At 63.8% G+C, this 16,124-nt stretch carries 15 protein-coding genes; 1 reads left to right on the top strand and 14 read right to left on the bottom strand.

Going from position 1 to position 16,124, the window contains the following annotated elements:
- The first annotated feature begins 8 nt into the window (after nt 1–8).
- Nucleotides 9–161 (top strand): DUF2474 domain-containing protein, encoded by a 153-nt coding sequence (locus tag ACJ8HN_RS03805; RefSeq protein ID WP_071605360.1) that lies wholly within the window; start codon nt 9–11, stop codon nt 159–161.
- 179 nt (nt 162–340) lie between these two features.
- Here ACJ8HN_RS03805 and ACJ8HN_RS03800 read toward each other — a convergent pair whose 3' ends face one another.
- The 14 genes from ACJ8HN_RS03800 to ACJ8HN_RS03735 form a co-directional block, all read right to left on the bottom strand.
- On the bottom strand, nt 341–562 hold the full coding sequence (locus ACJ8HN_RS03800; RefSeq protein WP_039565614.1) for a hypothetical protein: 222 nt from the start codon (nt 560–562) through the stop codon (nt 341–343).
- Nucleotides 559–783, bottom strand: coding sequence for a hypothetical protein (locus ACJ8HN_RS03795; protein WP_025303190.1), 225 nt, complete (start codon nt 781–783; stop codon nt 559–561). Before ACJ8HN_RS03795 ends, ACJ8HN_RS03800 begins: the two co-directional genes overlap by 4 nt.
- A gap of 106 nt (nt 784–889) precedes the next feature.
- Entirely contained in the window at nt 890–1,975 is a 1,086-nt protein-coding gene (locus tag ACJ8HN_RS03790; RefSeq protein WP_033634915.1) for an acyl-CoA desaturase, read from the bottom strand.
- Entirely contained in the window at nt 1,972–3,054 is a 1,083-nt protein-coding gene (locus ACJ8HN_RS03785; protein WP_060443119.1) for a fatty acid desaturase family protein, read from the bottom strand. The genes ACJ8HN_RS03790 and ACJ8HN_RS03785 overlap by 4 nt, the downstream gene beginning before the upstream one ends.
- Entirely contained in the window at nt 3,047–4,180 is a 1,134-nt protein-coding gene (locus ACJ8HN_RS03780) for a sterol desaturase family protein (protein ID WP_033653680.1), read from the bottom strand. The genes ACJ8HN_RS03785 and ACJ8HN_RS03780 overlap by 8 nt, the downstream gene beginning before the upstream one ends.
- Entirely contained in the window at nt 4,177–4,794 is a 618-nt protein-coding gene (locus ACJ8HN_RS03775; RefSeq protein ID WP_442523097.1) for a phosphatase PAP2 family protein, read from the bottom strand. Before ACJ8HN_RS03775 ends, ACJ8HN_RS03780 begins: the two co-directional genes overlap by 4 nt.
- Nucleotides 4,791–6,077 (bottom strand): F390 synthetase-related protein, encoded by a 1,287-nt coding sequence (locus tag ACJ8HN_RS03770; protein ID WP_049212721.1) that lies wholly within the window; start codon nt 6,075–6,077, stop codon nt 4,791–4,793. Before ACJ8HN_RS03770 ends, ACJ8HN_RS03775 begins: the two co-directional genes overlap by 4 nt.
- The gene (locus ACJ8HN_RS03765; protein ID WP_089187356.1) at nt 6,074–6,880 is read right to left on the bottom strand and encodes an MBL fold metallo-hydrolase; all 807 of its coding nucleotides are present in this window, start codon (nt 6,878–6,880) and stop codon (nt 6,074–6,076) included. Before ACJ8HN_RS03765 ends, ACJ8HN_RS03770 begins: the two co-directional genes overlap by 4 nt.
- Nucleotides 6,873–7,889 (bottom strand): NAD-dependent epimerase/dehydratase family protein, encoded by a 1,017-nt coding sequence (locus ACJ8HN_RS03760; RefSeq protein ID WP_442523096.1) that lies wholly within the window; start codon nt 7,887–7,889, stop codon nt 6,873–6,875. The genes ACJ8HN_RS03765 and ACJ8HN_RS03760 overlap by 8 nt, the downstream gene beginning before the upstream one ends.
- Nucleotides 7,886–8,893, bottom strand: a complete 1,008-nt coding sequence (locus ACJ8HN_RS03755; RefSeq protein ID WP_442523095.1) for a 3-oxoacyl-[acyl-carrier-protein] synthase III C-terminal domain-containing protein — start codon at nt 8,891–8,893, stop codon at nt 7,886–7,888. Before ACJ8HN_RS03755 ends, ACJ8HN_RS03760 begins: the two co-directional genes overlap by 4 nt.
- 270 nt (nt 8,894–9,163) lie before the next feature.
- On the bottom strand, nt 9,164–9,841 hold the full coding sequence (gene narI / locus ACJ8HN_RS03750; protein ID WP_049194698.1) for a respiratory nitrate reductase subunit gamma: 678 nt from the start codon (nt 9,839–9,841) through the stop codon (nt 9,164–9,166).
- Nucleotides 9,842–9,843: 2 nt separating this feature from the next.
- Nucleotides 9,844–10,566, bottom strand: a complete 723-nt coding sequence (gene narJ / locus ACJ8HN_RS03745) for a nitrate reductase molybdenum cofactor assembly chaperone (RefSeq protein ID WP_033647718.1) — start codon at nt 10,564–10,566, stop codon at nt 9,844–9,846.
- Nucleotides 10,563–12,107, bottom strand: a complete 1,545-nt coding sequence (narH, locus tag ACJ8HN_RS03740) for a nitrate reductase subunit beta (RefSeq protein WP_033634924.1) — start codon at nt 12,105–12,107, stop codon at nt 10,563–10,565. The genes narJ and narH overlap by 4 nt, the downstream gene beginning before the upstream one ends.
- Nucleotides 12,104–15,865, bottom strand: coding sequence for a nitrate reductase subunit alpha (locus tag ACJ8HN_RS03735; RefSeq protein WP_047571568.1), 3,762 nt, complete (start codon nt 15,863–15,865; stop codon nt 12,104–12,106). Before ACJ8HN_RS03735 ends, narH begins: the two co-directional genes overlap by 4 nt.
- Nucleotides 15,866–16,124: the final 259 nt, after the last annotated feature.

Raw genomic sequence — 16,124 nt, 5'->3', positions numbered from 1 at the left:
AGGACGCTATGCAAGATAAAACGGCAACCGCCGCGCCGGCGCCCTGGTGGAAACGCATCGGCTGGCTGGTGATCATCTGGAGCGCCAGCGTGCTGGGGCTGTTCGTGGTCGCCTCGCTGTTCCGCCTGCTGATGACCGCGGCGGGCATGAAGTCGCATTGACGCGGCGCCTTATCTGGCCGCGCTGGTGGGAAAGTAGAAGGAAACCACCAGCGTGACCAGCGGCAAGGCGCCGATCTTCACCAGTTCGAACACTTGTCTCAGCGCTTCGTTTTTCTCCCAATATCCTCGTCATACTTGAAGTTGCTTCTGTGTTGGCTGCAAGCGTTCACCCCGGTCACTTACCTGAGTAAGCTCCCGGGGATGAACGCTCTTGCCGTCGGGAAGCAACTCCAATTATTTAGAGGAGCGGCGTGGGCGGCGAATACGCCCACGCTGACCGCGAATATCCCGCACAGTACCTGGCGCGCCAAGCGCAGACGCTCCATTTCGTCGAAGACCAACACCTGCTCCAGATAAACCTGGCTGGCCTCATCGCGCAGATTACGGCTTTCGATGTTCATGGGAAGATCTCCACGACCCGCCCCACCGCTTCAAGCTGTTCACCCTTCTCCCGTACAATGCCAAGAGAAGTACCATCCTGTTTCATCCAGTACTTATCGGCAAGGGTAATCAGTGCAAACGCCATTTTGATTACCTCGGTTTTTTCCATCCCATGACGCCGGGCAATATCGTTCAGATCATCATCAATTTTGTTCGATAACCGAATCGGCAAGCTGCGCATAGTCCACCTCCTGTGGCCGTTGATTCACAGGAGGAAAGTCTACTGGAAGGGCAACTATCGTTCAATTAGTGAACTGCGTAACGCCTCGCACAATCCGCATGCAACGCTAATGCGGTTTGCGCCCCATCGCGCTGAGGAAGCGCTGCTGCAGGCGCAACAGCTCCTCCAACTCCAGCAGGCGGTAGTCGATGCCGAAACGCGGCGCTACCTCGCCGATGATGCGGCTCAGCGCCGGGTAATGGCGGTGGCTCCAGTGCGGGAACAGATGATGCGTCAAATGCAGGTTCGCCCCGCCGAGCCAGTATCCCAGCCAACGCGGCCGGGTCAGCCAGTCGAAGGTGGTGGCGAACACATGGTGATACCAGCCGTGCGGCATCGCGCCCTGCGCCGGCGCCTGGTAAAAATTGGCCTTGGCCCAGTGGGTGCCGATGATCAACATCACGAACAGCAATGAAGAAAGCATCTGGCTCAGCAAATAGACCAGCAGAATTTGCCCGATGCCGATGGCCGGCGGCAGCAGCCAGCACGGAATCGCCAGCGCCAGCAGCAGGTGCGCCGCCTTGCCCGCCAGAAACTCGCACCAGCCGCGCACGCCCTGCTGTGCCATGCGCGCCGCCACCCGGGTGCGTCCCGCCCGATCCAGCCAGTCGAACAGCCAGATGTAGTACGGGAACGTCAGCGCCGCCACCAGCGGCCAATAGTAACGCTGGGCGCGCATAAAGGGCCGCCAGCGCTGGAACGGCGTTTGCCGCAGCACGCCATTGGCGTCGATGTCGGGGTCGTAATGTTCGATATTGTTATGGGCATGGTGGAACAGCACGTGCCGCACGCGCCAGCAGTCGGGATCCAGCCCCAACGGGACGCTCACCAGGGCGTTCAGCCAGCGGTTGGCCCAGGGCCGACGGAAAAACGCGTTATGCGAGGCATCGTGCACCACGTTCACCGTCAGGAACATGCCGATAAAGATAAAGCCGAAATAACAGGCGAAAAATGCCCAGCCGTTTTGCTGCTGCAGGCTCAGCCCGTAACACAGGCCGCACAGCGCCAGCAGCAGCGCCACCTTCGCCAGCATGCCGCCGTCGGCGAAGCGGTGATCGCCGTTGGCCGCCAGATAATGCTGGGCGGCCTGCATCAGCGCGCGATGCAACCCGCCGTCGTCGCGCCGATAGGCTAACGGGCGCAGCGCTTTCATGGCTGCCCCATAAGGCGTAAGAAGCGCTGTTGCTGCGCCAGCAGTTCGCGATAGCCGATGCAGCGATACGCCAAGCCGTGCCGCTGCGCCACTTCCGCCAGCGCGGCGGCCAGCGCCGGATAGTGGCGGTGATTCCAGCCGGGAAACAGGTGGTGGGTCAGGTGATAGTTCAGCCCGCCGGTCAGGTGCTCCAGCCAGCGCGGCTCAGGTTGCCAATCGCAGGCGGTGGCGAAATTGTGCCGGTACCAACCGTGCGGCATGCTGTCGCCCGCCGGCGCCGGATAGAACTCGGCCTGCGCCCAGTGGGTGCCCAGCAGCAGGAACACCACCAGCAGCGAGGCAAACATCTGGCTGAGCGCGTAAGCCAACAGCACCCAGCCCCAACCGATGCCGTGCAGGTGGCACAGGATCAGCGGCACCACCAGCACCAGCGCCACATGAAGCAATTTGCACAGCACGAACAGCGTCCAACCGCCGCGCCCCGCCAGCACGCGTTTTTCCCGCAGCGGCGTTTTATCGAGCCGATCGGACCAATCGAAAATCCACGCGATGTAGGGCAGCGAGAGCGCGGCGATCAGCGGCCAGTACAGATGCTGATAGCGCATATGCGGCCGCCAGCGCTGGAACGGCGTCTGGCGGAAAAAGCCGTTCTCTTCGGTGTCCAGATCGTAGTGTTCGACGTTGGCGTAAACGTGGTGGTAATCCACGTGGCGCGTGCGCCAGTAGTCCGGATCGACGCCCAGCGGCAGCGTCACCAGCCGCCCCACCAGGCGATTGGCCCAGGGCGCGCGCAAGAAGGCGTTATGCGAAGCATCGTGGTTGACGTTGACGTTGAGCAGCATGCCCATGGCCACGAACAGGAAATAGCAGAGGAAAAACGCCCAGGGCTGATGCTGCATCAGGCTCAGGGCATAAAACCCGACGCACAGCGCCAGCAACAGCGCGGCCTTGGCCAATCGCGCGGCATCGGCATAGCGATGATCGCCCGCCAGGCAGGCGTGCGCCGCGCGCTTGAGATCGCGGTGAAACGCCTGCTCGCCATCGGCGGGGAAACGCAGCGGCGGCAATAAGTCAGCCATGCGGTTCCTCCACGGCGGCCGGCGCGGCCACTCGCCCCCAGCCCAGCGCCACGCACAGGGCATGCAGCGCGACGGCGGCCATGGCGATATGCCAATAGCGCTGCGGCCAGCCAAGATAACCGATAAACAGCAGCGGCATGCCCAGCGCGATCAGCAGCCAGACGGCGCTCGCCCACCGCCGCCCTTCCGTCATGCCACCCAGCGCTACCGAGCCCAACGCCAGCAGCACCAGCAGCGCCATTTGCGGCCAGCTGATGTCGCCGTAGCCGTAACCGTATTGGTAGACGTAACCGACCACCAACGAGAACAGCAGCATGGCGCCGCTGAAGACGCTGAGCGCCGAACGGCGGTCGCGCGGCCGGCCCGGCGCCGGGCGCCATGCCAGACGGAAATAGCGCAGAAACGGCAGATTGCTCGCCCAGAACGGGTTGGCGGACGGCCGGTCGCCGCCGACGCCGTAGCTGAACGGCGTGGTCGGCAACGCCGGGCAGAACGTGCCGAACAGCTTGTCCCAGAAGATAAAGCTGCCGCCGAAGTTCTTATTGGAATACGCCATGTCCTTGACGTGGTGCACCCGGTGGTGCGCCGGCGTGACCAGGATTTTTTCCAGCACGCCCAGCTTCGGCGTCAGCGCATTGTGGTTAAACAGCTGAATGCTGTAGTGAAAAATCGACACCGTGACGAACACCGACAGCGGCACACCCGCCAGCGCCAGCAGCAAAAAGAACGGGATCGACGTCAACGACGAATACCAGGAGTTGCGCACCCCCAGCGACAGGTTGAAGTGCTCCCCCTGGTGGTGCACCACGTGTACCGCCCACAGCACGCGGAAGCGATGGTGCAGGCGATGCAGCCAGTAGAAACCGAAGTCCCACGCCAGCAGGGCGAACAGCCACATCAGCAGCGGCGGCCAGGCGTCCAGCAGCCCCAGACTGAAATGCGCGGCCACGTAGCCGTAGCAGGTGATCTCCAGCCCGCGGAACAGCCACAGCATGATATGGCCGGAGTTCAGGTTAAACACCAGATCGTGCCAGTTGACCGGCTCACGGCGCCCCCACTGCAGCGCCACCGCCTCGGCCACCACGATGAACAGCATGAACACTATCGGCAACGCCAGATCGCTCATCCCATTTCTCCTTTAACCACCCGCCGGCGCAGGGTCTTGATGCGCAGGGCCAACCACCCGGCGCACAGCGCCAGCAGCGCGCCGCCGGCCAGATCGACAAACAAATGGCGGCGCAGCTGCAGAATGGAGAACGCGATCGCCACGCCCCACAGCATCCACAGCGCCGTTCGCACTTTGCGCTCGCCGTCGCTCAACGCCCACACCGCCAGCACCGTCAGCGCCATATGCAACGAAGGCAGGCAGTTCTGCGGCGAATCCACCTGGGTTAACGCCGCCAGCAGCTGCGCGCTGATCCCAACGCCATCGTTCCGCGGATAGGCCATGGTGGTCGGCCACAGCAGGTAAACTGCCCCGGCGCCCAGCGCCGTCAGCTGCATCGCCAGCGTCAGCCATTTGATTCGCTGCAGCGGCGCCAGCAAATAGCCCGCCGGGACGATGAGGAAGAACGACAGGTAAAGCCAAATGGCCGCCGGGCTGAACGGGATCGCCCGATCAAGCGCCGACGGCGGCAACAAAGTTCCCGCCCCCTGCAGGCGATCGGCCAGGCTATACACCACCCCGACCGTCCCCCAGCCGAGCAACATGTGCCCTAGCCTGAACAGCGTATTTTTCATGCTTCCTCCGCCTGGCGCACGATGCGCCGCCGCTTGCGATCGAACTGCGGCAACACCGCCTGCGCCGTCAACCGCCATTCGAGCCGATCGGTGGCGATGCCTTGGCGAGCGAACAGCGCGATCAGCTGCGCCTGGCAGTGCGCCAACGCCGCCGGGCTGCAATCGGCGATCAACTCCAGCCGCTGCTCGCCGCGCTGGATCAGGCGGTAATCGCTGGTCAGCGGCAGCGCATTAGCGATCGTCCGGCTGCAGGCATCGGCGAACACCGCCTGCGGTTGCCGCTGCGCATCGGGCAGCATCAGCTGATCGTCGCGCCGCCCTTCGATACGCGCAATCGCGCGCGTCGGCTGCCCGCACGGGCAGGGTTCCTTGCGCAGTACCAGCACATCGTCCAGCCGATAACGCACGATCGGCTGCGTGCCGCGGGTGAAATCAGTGATCAGCGGCGTGAAACGCAGTTCGTCGATCCACTGCGGTTCGATATGCAAAAACTCTTCGTTCAGATGCAGGGTGCCGTGCGCGCAGGTCGCGGCCAGAAACCCCTCGGTAGCCTGATACACTTCGCCAACCGCCGGAAACACCTGCATCAGCAGGCGGCGATCCTGTTCTTCCAATACCTCGGCGACCGAAATCACTTTTTTGACCGGCAGCTTCACCTGCCCGGCCAACACCGCCAGCGCCAGGGCGCGCAGCACCTGCGCCGGCGCCACGATGATGCTGGGCGCCTGCCGTTCCAGCGCGGGCAGATGCTCGCTGAACGGCGCCAGCAAATCGTAAAACGCCAGGCTCAGCCAACGGTTGTTTACGCTGTGATAGAGATTATTGTCCGCCCGCAGAAACAGCGCGACACGCTCACCGGCCAGCAGCCCGTCCGGCAGCATCTTCGCCAGCATGCCGCCGGCCCACACCTGCTGTTCGCGCGGGCTGACGACAAACACGCCGCGCTGCCCAGAGGTGCCGGACGACAACCCGACGCTGTAGCGGCCGATCTTTGGCGTGAAATCGCGATCCGCCTCGCTGCGCTGCGCGCAGGCCAGCACCGCCTCCCGGCTCAGCCCGGCGGTATTCATCCGGTCGAACTGCGCCATCATCAGCGCCTTGTCCATCTGCGGCCATTCGGCGAACGGCCGGCGGCTGAAACACTGAAAATAGGGGCTCTTGCTCAGCACCCGGCGGGCAAAGCCCGCGAGCTGCCGGGCCTGATGCGCCTCCAGCGCCGCACGATCGCCAAAGCGCAGGCGCCGGGCGCGGAAGTAGTGCCAAAGGGTCATGAAGGGGATCACAGGTCCCCCTCGTGGCACAGCAAAATGTTGACCTGGCCGCCCGCCCACAGTTGGTTAAGCCGCTCCAGCGTGCGGGTGTACGCCGCCGCATCGTCCATCACCAGATTGGCCAGGCGCGAAGGCCCGCGCAGCGTCTGGTAACTCTGCGGCGACCAGGCGGCGTCGCTGGCCAACAGCGTCCAGCCGGCGTCGGTGAGGATAAAGGCGCCGATATGGCCGGCCGCATGCCCCGGCAGCGGCACCAGCACGATCTGCCCTTCACTGCCCGGCAGCGCGTAACCGCGATCGAACGGCGCCAGCAGCGCGGGCAACGTCACCGAGGGAAAAGCTTCCATAAACTGCAGGCGGCTCTCGAAATCCGCCGGGATCAGGCCGGGAATAAAGGCGCGTTTCAGCGCCGCGAAACCGCGCAGCCCGCGGGTTTGCTGCCAGCCTTCGCCGCAGCAAATAAAGTCGAGGTGGCTGAAATCCTGCAGCCCGGCGATGTGATCCGCGTGAAAGTGCGAGACGATCAGCGCCTGGATGTCGCCTTCGGCGTAACCGGCTTCGCGCAGCTGATGCGCCAACGACTCGGCGGGATCGAAATAGACCGGCGTCATGCGGCGATAAAGGCTGAACAGCCCCGACTGCGTGTGCTGCTGAAAATAATGCGCATAGCCGGTATCCCACAGCCAGCGGCGCTCTCCCACCTCCAGCAGATAGGCGCGCGCCGGGAATTTACACACCCGGAACCCGGCGCCGCGCAGCGCCATGCAGCCGATATGCGTGCAATAGCCCACTTCAAATACGGTGACCTTAGCCATGCTGTATGCCTCCTTGCTGCCGCAGCCACTCGCCGGTCAGGCGGATCCCCTCCTCCATCGAGTAACGCGGCCGATAGCCCAGCTCTTCGATCGCGCGCGTCTGGCTCAGGGTCATGTCGAAATGCACCGCCGCCACGCTGTAGCGCGTCAGCGGTGGTTCTTTGCCGCTCAGCGTTGCCCACAGCTCCATGCCGCCGGCCAGCGTATGCAGCAGCGGATAAGGCACGGCCTGCAGCCGGTAACGCAGCCCCAGCTCCTGGCGCAGCAGCGCATCCAGCATCTCCGCCAGCCGCTGCGGTTGGTGGTTGGTGATGTTATACACGGCGCCGGACGGCAATCCGCGCTGCCGGCTGGCCAGCTCCATGGCGTGCACCACGTTGGGAGCAAAGGTCAGATCCAGCAGCGCTTGCCCGCCGCCGGGCAGCCGCAGCACGCCGCGATCGCGTTCGAGCTGCTGCAACAGCCGCGGCACGATCACCCGATCGTGCGGGCCAAACAGGCCGCGCGGCCGCAGCATAACATAGGTGGTTTGCGGGTAGATCTTCGCCTGCGCCAACAGCCGCTGCTCGGCGGCGTGCTTGCTGGCGGCATAGTGATTGGCGAAGCGCCGGGCGCGATAACCCTCATCAAGATCGTAATGCGGCTGAAAATCGAAGTAGATTGCCGGCGTGGAGATATGCACTAAGCGCCGCACGCCGCAGCGCCCGGCCGCCTCCGCCAGTTTCTCCGTCGCCGCGGCGTTGATGCGGTGAAATTCCGCTTTGCTGCCCCAGGGCGAAGACTTGGCCGCACAGTGCCACACCCACTCGCAGTCGGTCACCAGCTCCCGGCACTGCTGCGGCGTGGCCTGCGCCAGATCGAGCGAGTAAAATTCGGCGCCCAGTTGACGCAACGCTTCGCCGGCCCGCTCATCGCGGCCGGTGGCGCGCACCTGATGCCCGGCCTCCAGCAACCACTGCGCCGCGTTGCGCCCCAGCCCGCTGGTCGCCCCGGTCACCAGCACCCTCATGGCAGCAACACCATGCCGGCCAGCGCCAGCCCGGCGGCGGTGCCGATCAGCATCACCGGCTGGCCGGGGTTGAAGCGCCCGCTGGTCACGGCGGCATGCAGCGCGGTCGGGATAGAGGCCGCCACCTGGTTGCCATGATGGCGGTAGATGTCCACCAGCGCCTCGCTGGAGACGTGCAGCCGTTTGCGCATATGTTCGAGCGACAAATGGCTGGCCTGGTGCGGCACCACGGTGGCGATCTGCCCCAGGGTCAAGCCGCTGGCGCTCAGCAGCCGGTCGAGGTAGTCCTCAATCAGCGCCGACGCCTGACGGAACAGCGGTTTGCCCTGCATATGAAACAGGAAGTCTTGCTCGCACATGCCGGCACGCGGGTTGCGGCGCGTGCCGCCGGCGCGGATCTCGCACAGTTCGCTGCCGGCGGGATGAGTTTCCACCAGGCTGGCGAGGATGCCGCCTGTGCCGTCGCCGCGCTCCACGATGGCGCAGGCGGCGCCGTCGCCGAAGATCAGCGACGACTCTTCGTGCTGCCAGTCGATGCCGCGCGAAGCGAGATCCGCCGAGACGATGGCGATACGCCGATACGTCCCGGCGTTCAACAGCCCCGCCGCCACCTGCAGCGCGGAGATAAAGCTGACGCAGCTGCTGTTGATGTCGAAGCCCGGCGTACCCGGCGCCAATCCGGCGATCTTGAGAATATGCGCGGCAGAGCACGGCAGCGCCTGTACCGCTATCGCCGAGGCGGAGATCAAAAGGTCAATGGAGGCTGCCGGGATGGCACTGCGGGCCAGCGCGTCATGCAGCGCGGCGGCGGCGAGCTCGGCCTGGCTGGCGTCATCGGCGGCGTGATAGCGGTAAACGATGCCCGAGCGTTTTTCAACGTAGCCGGCCGGTTTCCCCAGGCGGGCATCGAGCGTAGAGGAGGCCACGCGGTTGGGCGGCAACGCGGCCCCGGTGGCGATGATTTTCAGAGGCAACAGCTCGGGTGAGCGACATTGTGTGGTCATTATTGTTATTGATTAACCTGACTATCCATAAAGCGATTCTCCCGCGCGGCGCAAAGGCCATGCGGATCATCCCCGGTTTTTATGTCCCAAAAGGCCTTTCATCAAGGCGGCATCTCTTGTTATCAGCTGGCGCGGGCCGACGTCCGTCGGCGGAAGCATAAGCGTAACATGACTGAGATAGTTAGTTTACGACAAGGCGGCGAGAATGGGCAGACGACAGGGGAATTATCGGAATAGCGCCGCCGCTGGCAAGCGGCGGCGGGGTCAGGCTCAGCGGCGGTTGCGCACCAGCTGGTAGCGGCGGGTCAGATACTCTACCGGCGCACTCCAGATATGCACCAGGCGGCAGAACGGGAACAGCACGAACAGCGTCATGCCCAGCACCATGTGCAGCTTGAAGATAATCGCCACCCCTTCCAGGTGCGCGGAGGCACCGGCGTGGAACGTCACCACCGCCTGCGCCCAGGCCACCAGCTTCATCATTTCGCTGCCGTCCATATGCTGGGCGGAGAACGGAATGGTCAGCAGGCCGAGGCACACCTGCACCACCAGCAACGTCAGGATCATGATGTCGGCGAAGCTGCTGGTGGCGCGCACCCGCGGATTGGTCAACCGGCGCTTCAGCAACAGCGCACCGCCGATTAGCGTCATCAGGCCGCAGGCGCCGCCGGCGATCATCGCCAGCTTCTGCTTCACGTCGATCGGCAGGAAGGCCTCATACATCCAGTGCGGCGTCAGCATGCCGAGGAAGTGACCTACGAAGATGCCGATAATGCCGATGTGAAACAGGTTGGACGCCAGCCGCATGCCCTTTTTATCCAGCATCTGGCTGGAGCCGGCGCGCCAGCTGTATTGCCCGTAGTCGTAACGCAACCAGCTGCCGATCAGGAATACCGCGCCGGCCAGATAAGGGTAAATATCGAAGAAGAACTGATTCAAAAATTGCATGATTAGCGTCCTTTGGTTCCGGTTAACGCATCCGTCAGGTCCAGATACTGTGGCGCCACCGCGCCGGCGAAGCGCCGCTGGTGCGCCGTCTGCTGGGCGGAGGCGCAGCCCTGTTCGCCGAGAAACTTGACCTGCTCCTCTTCCCACACCGCATCCAGCGCCTGCGGCGTATCGTCGCGCGCCTCTTGCGCCACCTGGGTTTCCAGCGTCTGGGCCTGCACCTCGCTGCCGGACAGCAATAGCAGCAGATCGAACAGCACCGCATACGGGCTTTCGCGCTGTTGCAGGCGCGCGCCCAGCAGCGCCAGGATCGGCGCGATGTCCTGCAGCCCTTCCCGCGCCTGCGCCGCGCTGCGGCTGGCCAGATACTCCAGGTACAGCGGCAGGAAATCCGGCAGCTCGCGGCTGTCGATCTCCAGCCCGGCGGCGCGGTACTGCGCCATCAGATCGACCATCGCCTGGCCGCGATCGCGCGACTCGCCGTGCACGTGCTCAAACAGCAGCAGCGAGGTGGCGCGGCCGCGATCGAACAGCTCGCAATAGTCGGCCTGCGCGTCCAGCAGCGGGCGGGCGCACAGGCGGCGGATAAACAGAATCAGCTGCGCGCTGTGGTGCAGATCCAGCTCGCTGGCCGGCTCCAGCGCCTCAATCAGCGCCTGCTGATGGTCAAACAGGACCTGCTCCGGGTAATCCAGCAGGCGGGCGATCACTTTCAGGCTGATCATGAGGCATCCTCCGGCCGCGCGGTTTTCGCGGTCACGTCGATGGCGTCGATGCGGCGGCTGTTGAACAGGTTGAACTTGCCGTCGCTGCCGTGGCAGCCGTCGCCGAAGCTGAAACCGCAGCCTTTGCTTTCCGGGAAGGCTTCGCGCGCCAGCTCGCGGTGGCTCGACGGCACCACGAAGCGATCTTCATAGTTGGCGATCGCCAGGTAGCGATACATCTCCTGCGCCTGCGCTTCGCTCAACCCGACCTGCTCCAGCGCGCTGGTGTCCACCACGCCGTCGACGGTTTCCGCCCGCTTGTAGTGGCGCATCGCCAGCATGCGCTTCAGCGCCAGCAGCACCGGTTCGGTATCGCCGGCGGTCAGCAGGTTCGCCAGATACTGCACCGGAATGCGCAGGCTCTCGACGTCCGGCAGCACGCCGCTGTGCGCCAGCTCGCCGGCGTCGGCGGCGGACTGAATCGGCGACAACGGCGGCACGTACCAGACCATCGGCAGCGTGCGGTATTCCGGGTGCAGCGGCAGCGCCAGTTTCCAGTCCATCGCCATTTTGTACACCGGCGACTGCTGGGCGGCTTCAATGACGCCCTGCGGCACGCCGTCCGCCAGCGCCTGAGCAATCACCTTCGGGTCATGCGGATCGAGGAAGATGTCGAGCTGGCTCTGATACAGATCCTTGTCGTTCTCCACCGCCGCCGCCTGCTCGATGCGGTCGGCGTCGTACAGCAGCACGCCGAGGTAGCGAATGCGGCCCACGCAGGTCTCCGAACACACCGTCGGCTGCCCGGCTTCGATGCGCGGGTAGCAGAAGATGCACTTCTCGGACTTGCCGCTCTTCCAGTTGAAGTAGATTTTCTTGTACGGACAGCCGGTCAGGCACATGCGCCAGCCGCGGCACTTGTCCTGGTCGATCAGCACAATACCGTCTTCGCCGCGCTTGTAGATCGCCCCGCTCGGGCAGGTGGCGACGCAGGCCGGGTTGAGGCAGTGCTCGCACAGGCGCGGCAGGTACATCATGAAGGTGTTTTCGAACTGGCCGTACATCGCCTTCTGCAGGTTGTCGAAATTCTTGTCCTGCGAGCGTTTTTCGAATTCCCCGCCGAGGATCTCCTCCCAGTTCGGGCCGCTTTCGATCTTGTTCATGCGCTGGCCGGTGATCAGCGAGCGCGGGCGGGCCACCGGCTGGTGCTTGCCCTGTTTGGCGGTGTGCAGATGCTGGTAGTCGTAATCGAACGGCTCGTAGTAGTCGTCCAGCGCCGGCACGTCCGGGTTGGCGAAGATTTTCGCCAGCACGCCGACGCGGTTGCCCATGCGCGGCTCCAGCTTGCCGTTGATTTTACGGATCCAGCCGCCCTTCCATTTTTCCTGATCTTCCCAGGCGTGCGGATACCCGACGCCGGGCTTGCTTTCCACGTTATTGAACCAGGCGTATTCCATACCTTCACGGCTGGTCCAGACGTTCTTGCAGGTGACCGAACAGGTGTGGCAACCGATGCACTTGTCCAGATTCAGCACCATGCCGACTTGCGAACGAATTTTCATTTGCTGTTCTCCTGCTGACTGCCCTGCGCGTAGTCGTTGCCTTCGTCATCCAACCAATCAATGCGGTTCATCTTGCGCACCACCACGAACTCGTCGCGGTTGGAGCCGACGGTGCCGTAGTAGTTGAAGCCGTAGGCCAGCTGCGCATAGCCGCCGATCATGTGGGTCGGCTTCGGACAGGCGCGGGTCACCGAGTTGTGGATGCCGCCACGCTGGCTGGTGATCTCCGAGCCCGGCAGGTTCACGATGCGCTCCTGCGCGTGGTACATCATGGTCATGCCGGCCGGGATACGCTGGCTGACCACCGCGCGCGCCGTCAGCGCGCCGTTGGCGTTGAAGGCCTCGATCCAGTCGTTGTCCGCGATGCCCAGATCTTTGGCGTCGTCTTCGCTCAGCCAGACGATCGGGCCGCCGCGCGACAGCGTCAGCATCAACAGGTTGTCGCTGTAGGTGGAGTGAATACCCCACTTCTGGTGCGGCGTCAGGAAGTTCAGCGCCTTCTCCTTGTTGCCGTTCGGTTTGCTGTTGAGCAACGGCTGCGCGGCGCGGGTGTCGATCGGCGGCCGATATACCAGCAGGCTTTCACCGAAGGCGCGCATCCACTCGTGATCCTGATACAGCTGTTGACGGCCGCTGAGGGTGCGCCACGGGATCAGCTCGTGCACGTTGGTGTAGCAGGCGTTGTAGGAAACGTGTTCGTCTTCCAGACCGGACCAGGTCGGGCTGGAGATGATTTTGCGCGGCTGCGCCTGAATGTCGCGGAAGCGAATTTTCTCGTCTTCCTTGTTCAGCGCCAGATGGCGGTGATCGCGGCCGGTGACGTTGCTCAGAGCCTCCCAGGCTTTTACCGCCACCTGGCCGTTGGTTTCCGGCGCCAGCGACAGGATCACTTCCGCCGCGTCTATCGCGCTCTCGATCTTCGGCCGCCCCGCCGCCGGGCCGTCGGCCTTGACGTAGTTAAGCTGCTTGAGGAAGTCGACCTCGGTTTGGGTGTTCCAGCTGATGCCCTTGCCGCCGTTGCCCAGTTTGTCCAGCAGCGGCCCCAGCGAGGTGAAGCGCTCGTAGGTGGCCGGGTAATCGCGCTCCACCGCGATGATGTGCGGCGCAGTTTTGCCCGGGATCAGATCGCATTCGCCTTTCTTCCAGTCCTGCACGCCGTAAGGCTGCGCCAGTTCGGCGGCGGAATCGTGCTGGATAGGCAGGGTCACCACGTCGGTTTCCTGGCCCAGATGGCCAACGCACACCTCGGAGAAGGCCTTGGCGATGCCCTTGTAGATCTCCCAGTCGCTCTTCGAATCCCAGGCCGGATCGACCGCCGCCGACAGCGGATGGATGAACGGGTGCATGTCGGAGGTGTTCATGTCGTCTTTTTCGTACCAGGTGGCGGTCGGCAACACCACGTCGGAGTACAGGCAGGTGCTCGACATGCGGAAATCGAGCGTCACCACCAGATCCAGCTTGCCTTCGCCGCCCTGCTCGCGCCATTCCACTTCCTGCGGCATCACGCCGCCCTGCTGGCCGAGATCTTTCCCCTGAATGCCGTTTTCGGTGCCCAACAGGTATTTGAGCATGTACTCATGGCCCTTGCCGGAGGAGCCCAGCAGGTTGGAGCGCCAGACGAAAAGGTTGCGCGGGAAGTTCTGCGGATTGTCCGGCTGCTCGGCGGCGAAGCCCAGCGAGCCGTTTTTCAGGCTGTCGACGGTGAACTCGACCGGCGACTGACCGGCCGCGCGGGCCTGCTCCGCCAGGCGCAGCGGGTTGGTGCCCAGCTGCGGCGCCGACGGCAGCCAGCCCATGCGCTCAGCGCGCACGTTGAAGTCGATCAGGCTGCCGCCGAAGCGCGATTTGTCCGCCAGCGGCGACAGCAGCTCGTCGGTGCCGACGGTTTCATAGCGCCATTGGCTGGAATGGTTGTAGAAGAACGAGGTGCTGTTCATGTGGCGCGGCGGGCGCTGCCAATCGAGGCCGAACGCCAGCGGCAGCCAGCCGGTTTGCGGCCGCAGTTTTTCCTGGCCGACGTAGTGCGCCCAGCCGCCGCCGCTCTGGCCGACGCAACCGCAGAAGATCAGCATATTGATCAGGCCGCGGTAGGTCATGTCCATGTGGTACCAGTGGTTGACGCCGGCGCCGACGATGATCATCGAACGGCCGTGGGTCTTCTCGGCGTTTTCCGCGAACTCGCGGGCAATGCGAATAATGTTGTGGCGCGACACGCCGGTGATCTGTTCGGCCCAGGCCGGGCTGTAGGCCTTGACCTCGTCATAGTCGGCGGCGCAGTTGGCATCGCCCAACCCGCGCTCGAGGCCGTAGTTGGCAAGCGTCAGGTCGTACACGCTGGTCACCAGCGCTTCGCTGCCGTCCGCCAGCTGCAGGCGTTTCACCGGCAGCTTGTGCAGCAGGATCTCGTCCAGCGCCACGCTGTTGAAATGCTCACTGTCGGCGCCGCCGAAGTACGGGAAGCCCACCTCGGCAACGTCGTCATGCATGCCCAACAGGCTGAGCTGCAGCTCGACTTCCTGTTGCGACTTGCCCTCGCGCTGTTCCAGGTTCCACTTGCCCTTCTCGCCCCAGCGGAAGCCGATGGAGCCCTGCGGCGCCACCAGATCGCCGCTGCGGCTGTCGATAGCGACGGTTTTCCACTCGGGGTTGTTTTCCTGGCCCAGTCCGTCCACCAAATCGGCGGCGCGCAGCAGGCGGCCGGCGGCGTAATGGCCGCCTTCACGCGCTTCCAGCAGCACCAGCATCGGCATGTCGGTATAGCGGCGCACGTAGTCGCGGAAGTAGCCGACTTCGCGATCGAGATGGAACTCTTTCAGCATTACGTGGCCCATCGCCAGCGCCATCGCGCTGTCGGTGCCCTGCTTCGGATTCAGCCAGTGGTCGCACAGCTTGGCGACTTCGGCATAGTCCGGCGTCACCGCCACGGTTTTGGTGCCCTTGTAACGTACTTCGGTAAAGAAGTGGGCGTCCGGGGTGCGCGTCTGCGGCACGTTGGAGCCCCAGGCGATAATGTAGGAGGAGTTGTACCAGTCGGCGGATTCCGGCACGTCGGTCTGCTCGCCCCAGGTCATCGGCGAGGCCGGCGGCAGATCGCAATACCAGTCGTAGAAGCTCAGGCAGGCGCCGCCGATCAGCGACAGGTAGCGGGCGCCGGCGGCGTAGGACACCATCGACATCGCCGGGATCGGCGAGAAGCCGATGATACGGTCCGGGCCGAAGGTTTTGGCGGTATAGACGTTGGCGGCGGCGATCAGTTCATTGACCTCCTGCCAGCTGGAGCGGACGAAACCGCCGCGGCCGCGCGCCACCTTGTAGCTTTTGGCTTTTTCCGCATCGCCGACGATAGAGCCCCAGGCCGCGACCGGATCGCTGTGCTGCGCTTTCGCCTCGCGCCACAGCTTGAGCAGACGCTTGCGCATCAGCGGGTATTTCAGCCGGTTGGCGCTGTACAGGTACCAGGAGTAGCTGGCGCCGCGCGGGCAGCCGCGCGGTTCATGGTTGGGCAGATCGGGACGGGTGCGCGGGTAGTCGGTTTGCTGGGTTTCCCAGGTCACCAGGCCATTCTTCACGTAGATCTTCCAACTGCAGGAACCGGTGCAGTTCACGCCGTGGGTGGAACGCACCACTTTGTCGTGCTGCCAACGGCTGCGGTAGCCGTCTTCCCAGTCGCGGTTGGTGTTCAAGGTCTGGCCGTGATCGCCAGAAAAAGGCTCCGCCAACTGCTTGAAATAGCGGAAACGGTCTAAAAATTTGCTCATCCGGAATGCTCCTGAAGGCTCTTGTCGTTATAAGAAGACATGCTCAATCTGCCGCCAGCCTACTGACGGCCAATCGGCGGCAAATTGATTGCGATCAAGAGAAAGCGGGAGGCGATACACGCGCCGGGTGAGAAATACCACCAAAGTATAGGTGCGATGAACGAGATTAATATGTTGAATTTAAATGAATAAATCAGGAGTTGAGGACAGAGACTGACGGGCGAGAGGCCAGATGGGGTATTTGGGGGTAGGACGCGGG

The organism is Serratia sp. CY29653, assembly GCF_052169255.1.
GTDB classification, from domain to species: domain Bacteria; phylum Pseudomonadota; class Gammaproteobacteria; order Enterobacterales; family Enterobacteriaceae; genus Serratia; species Serratia sarumanii.
Note: the sequence above shows the minus strand (reverse complement) of the source record. Positions and strands in the feature narration are given on the sequence as shown.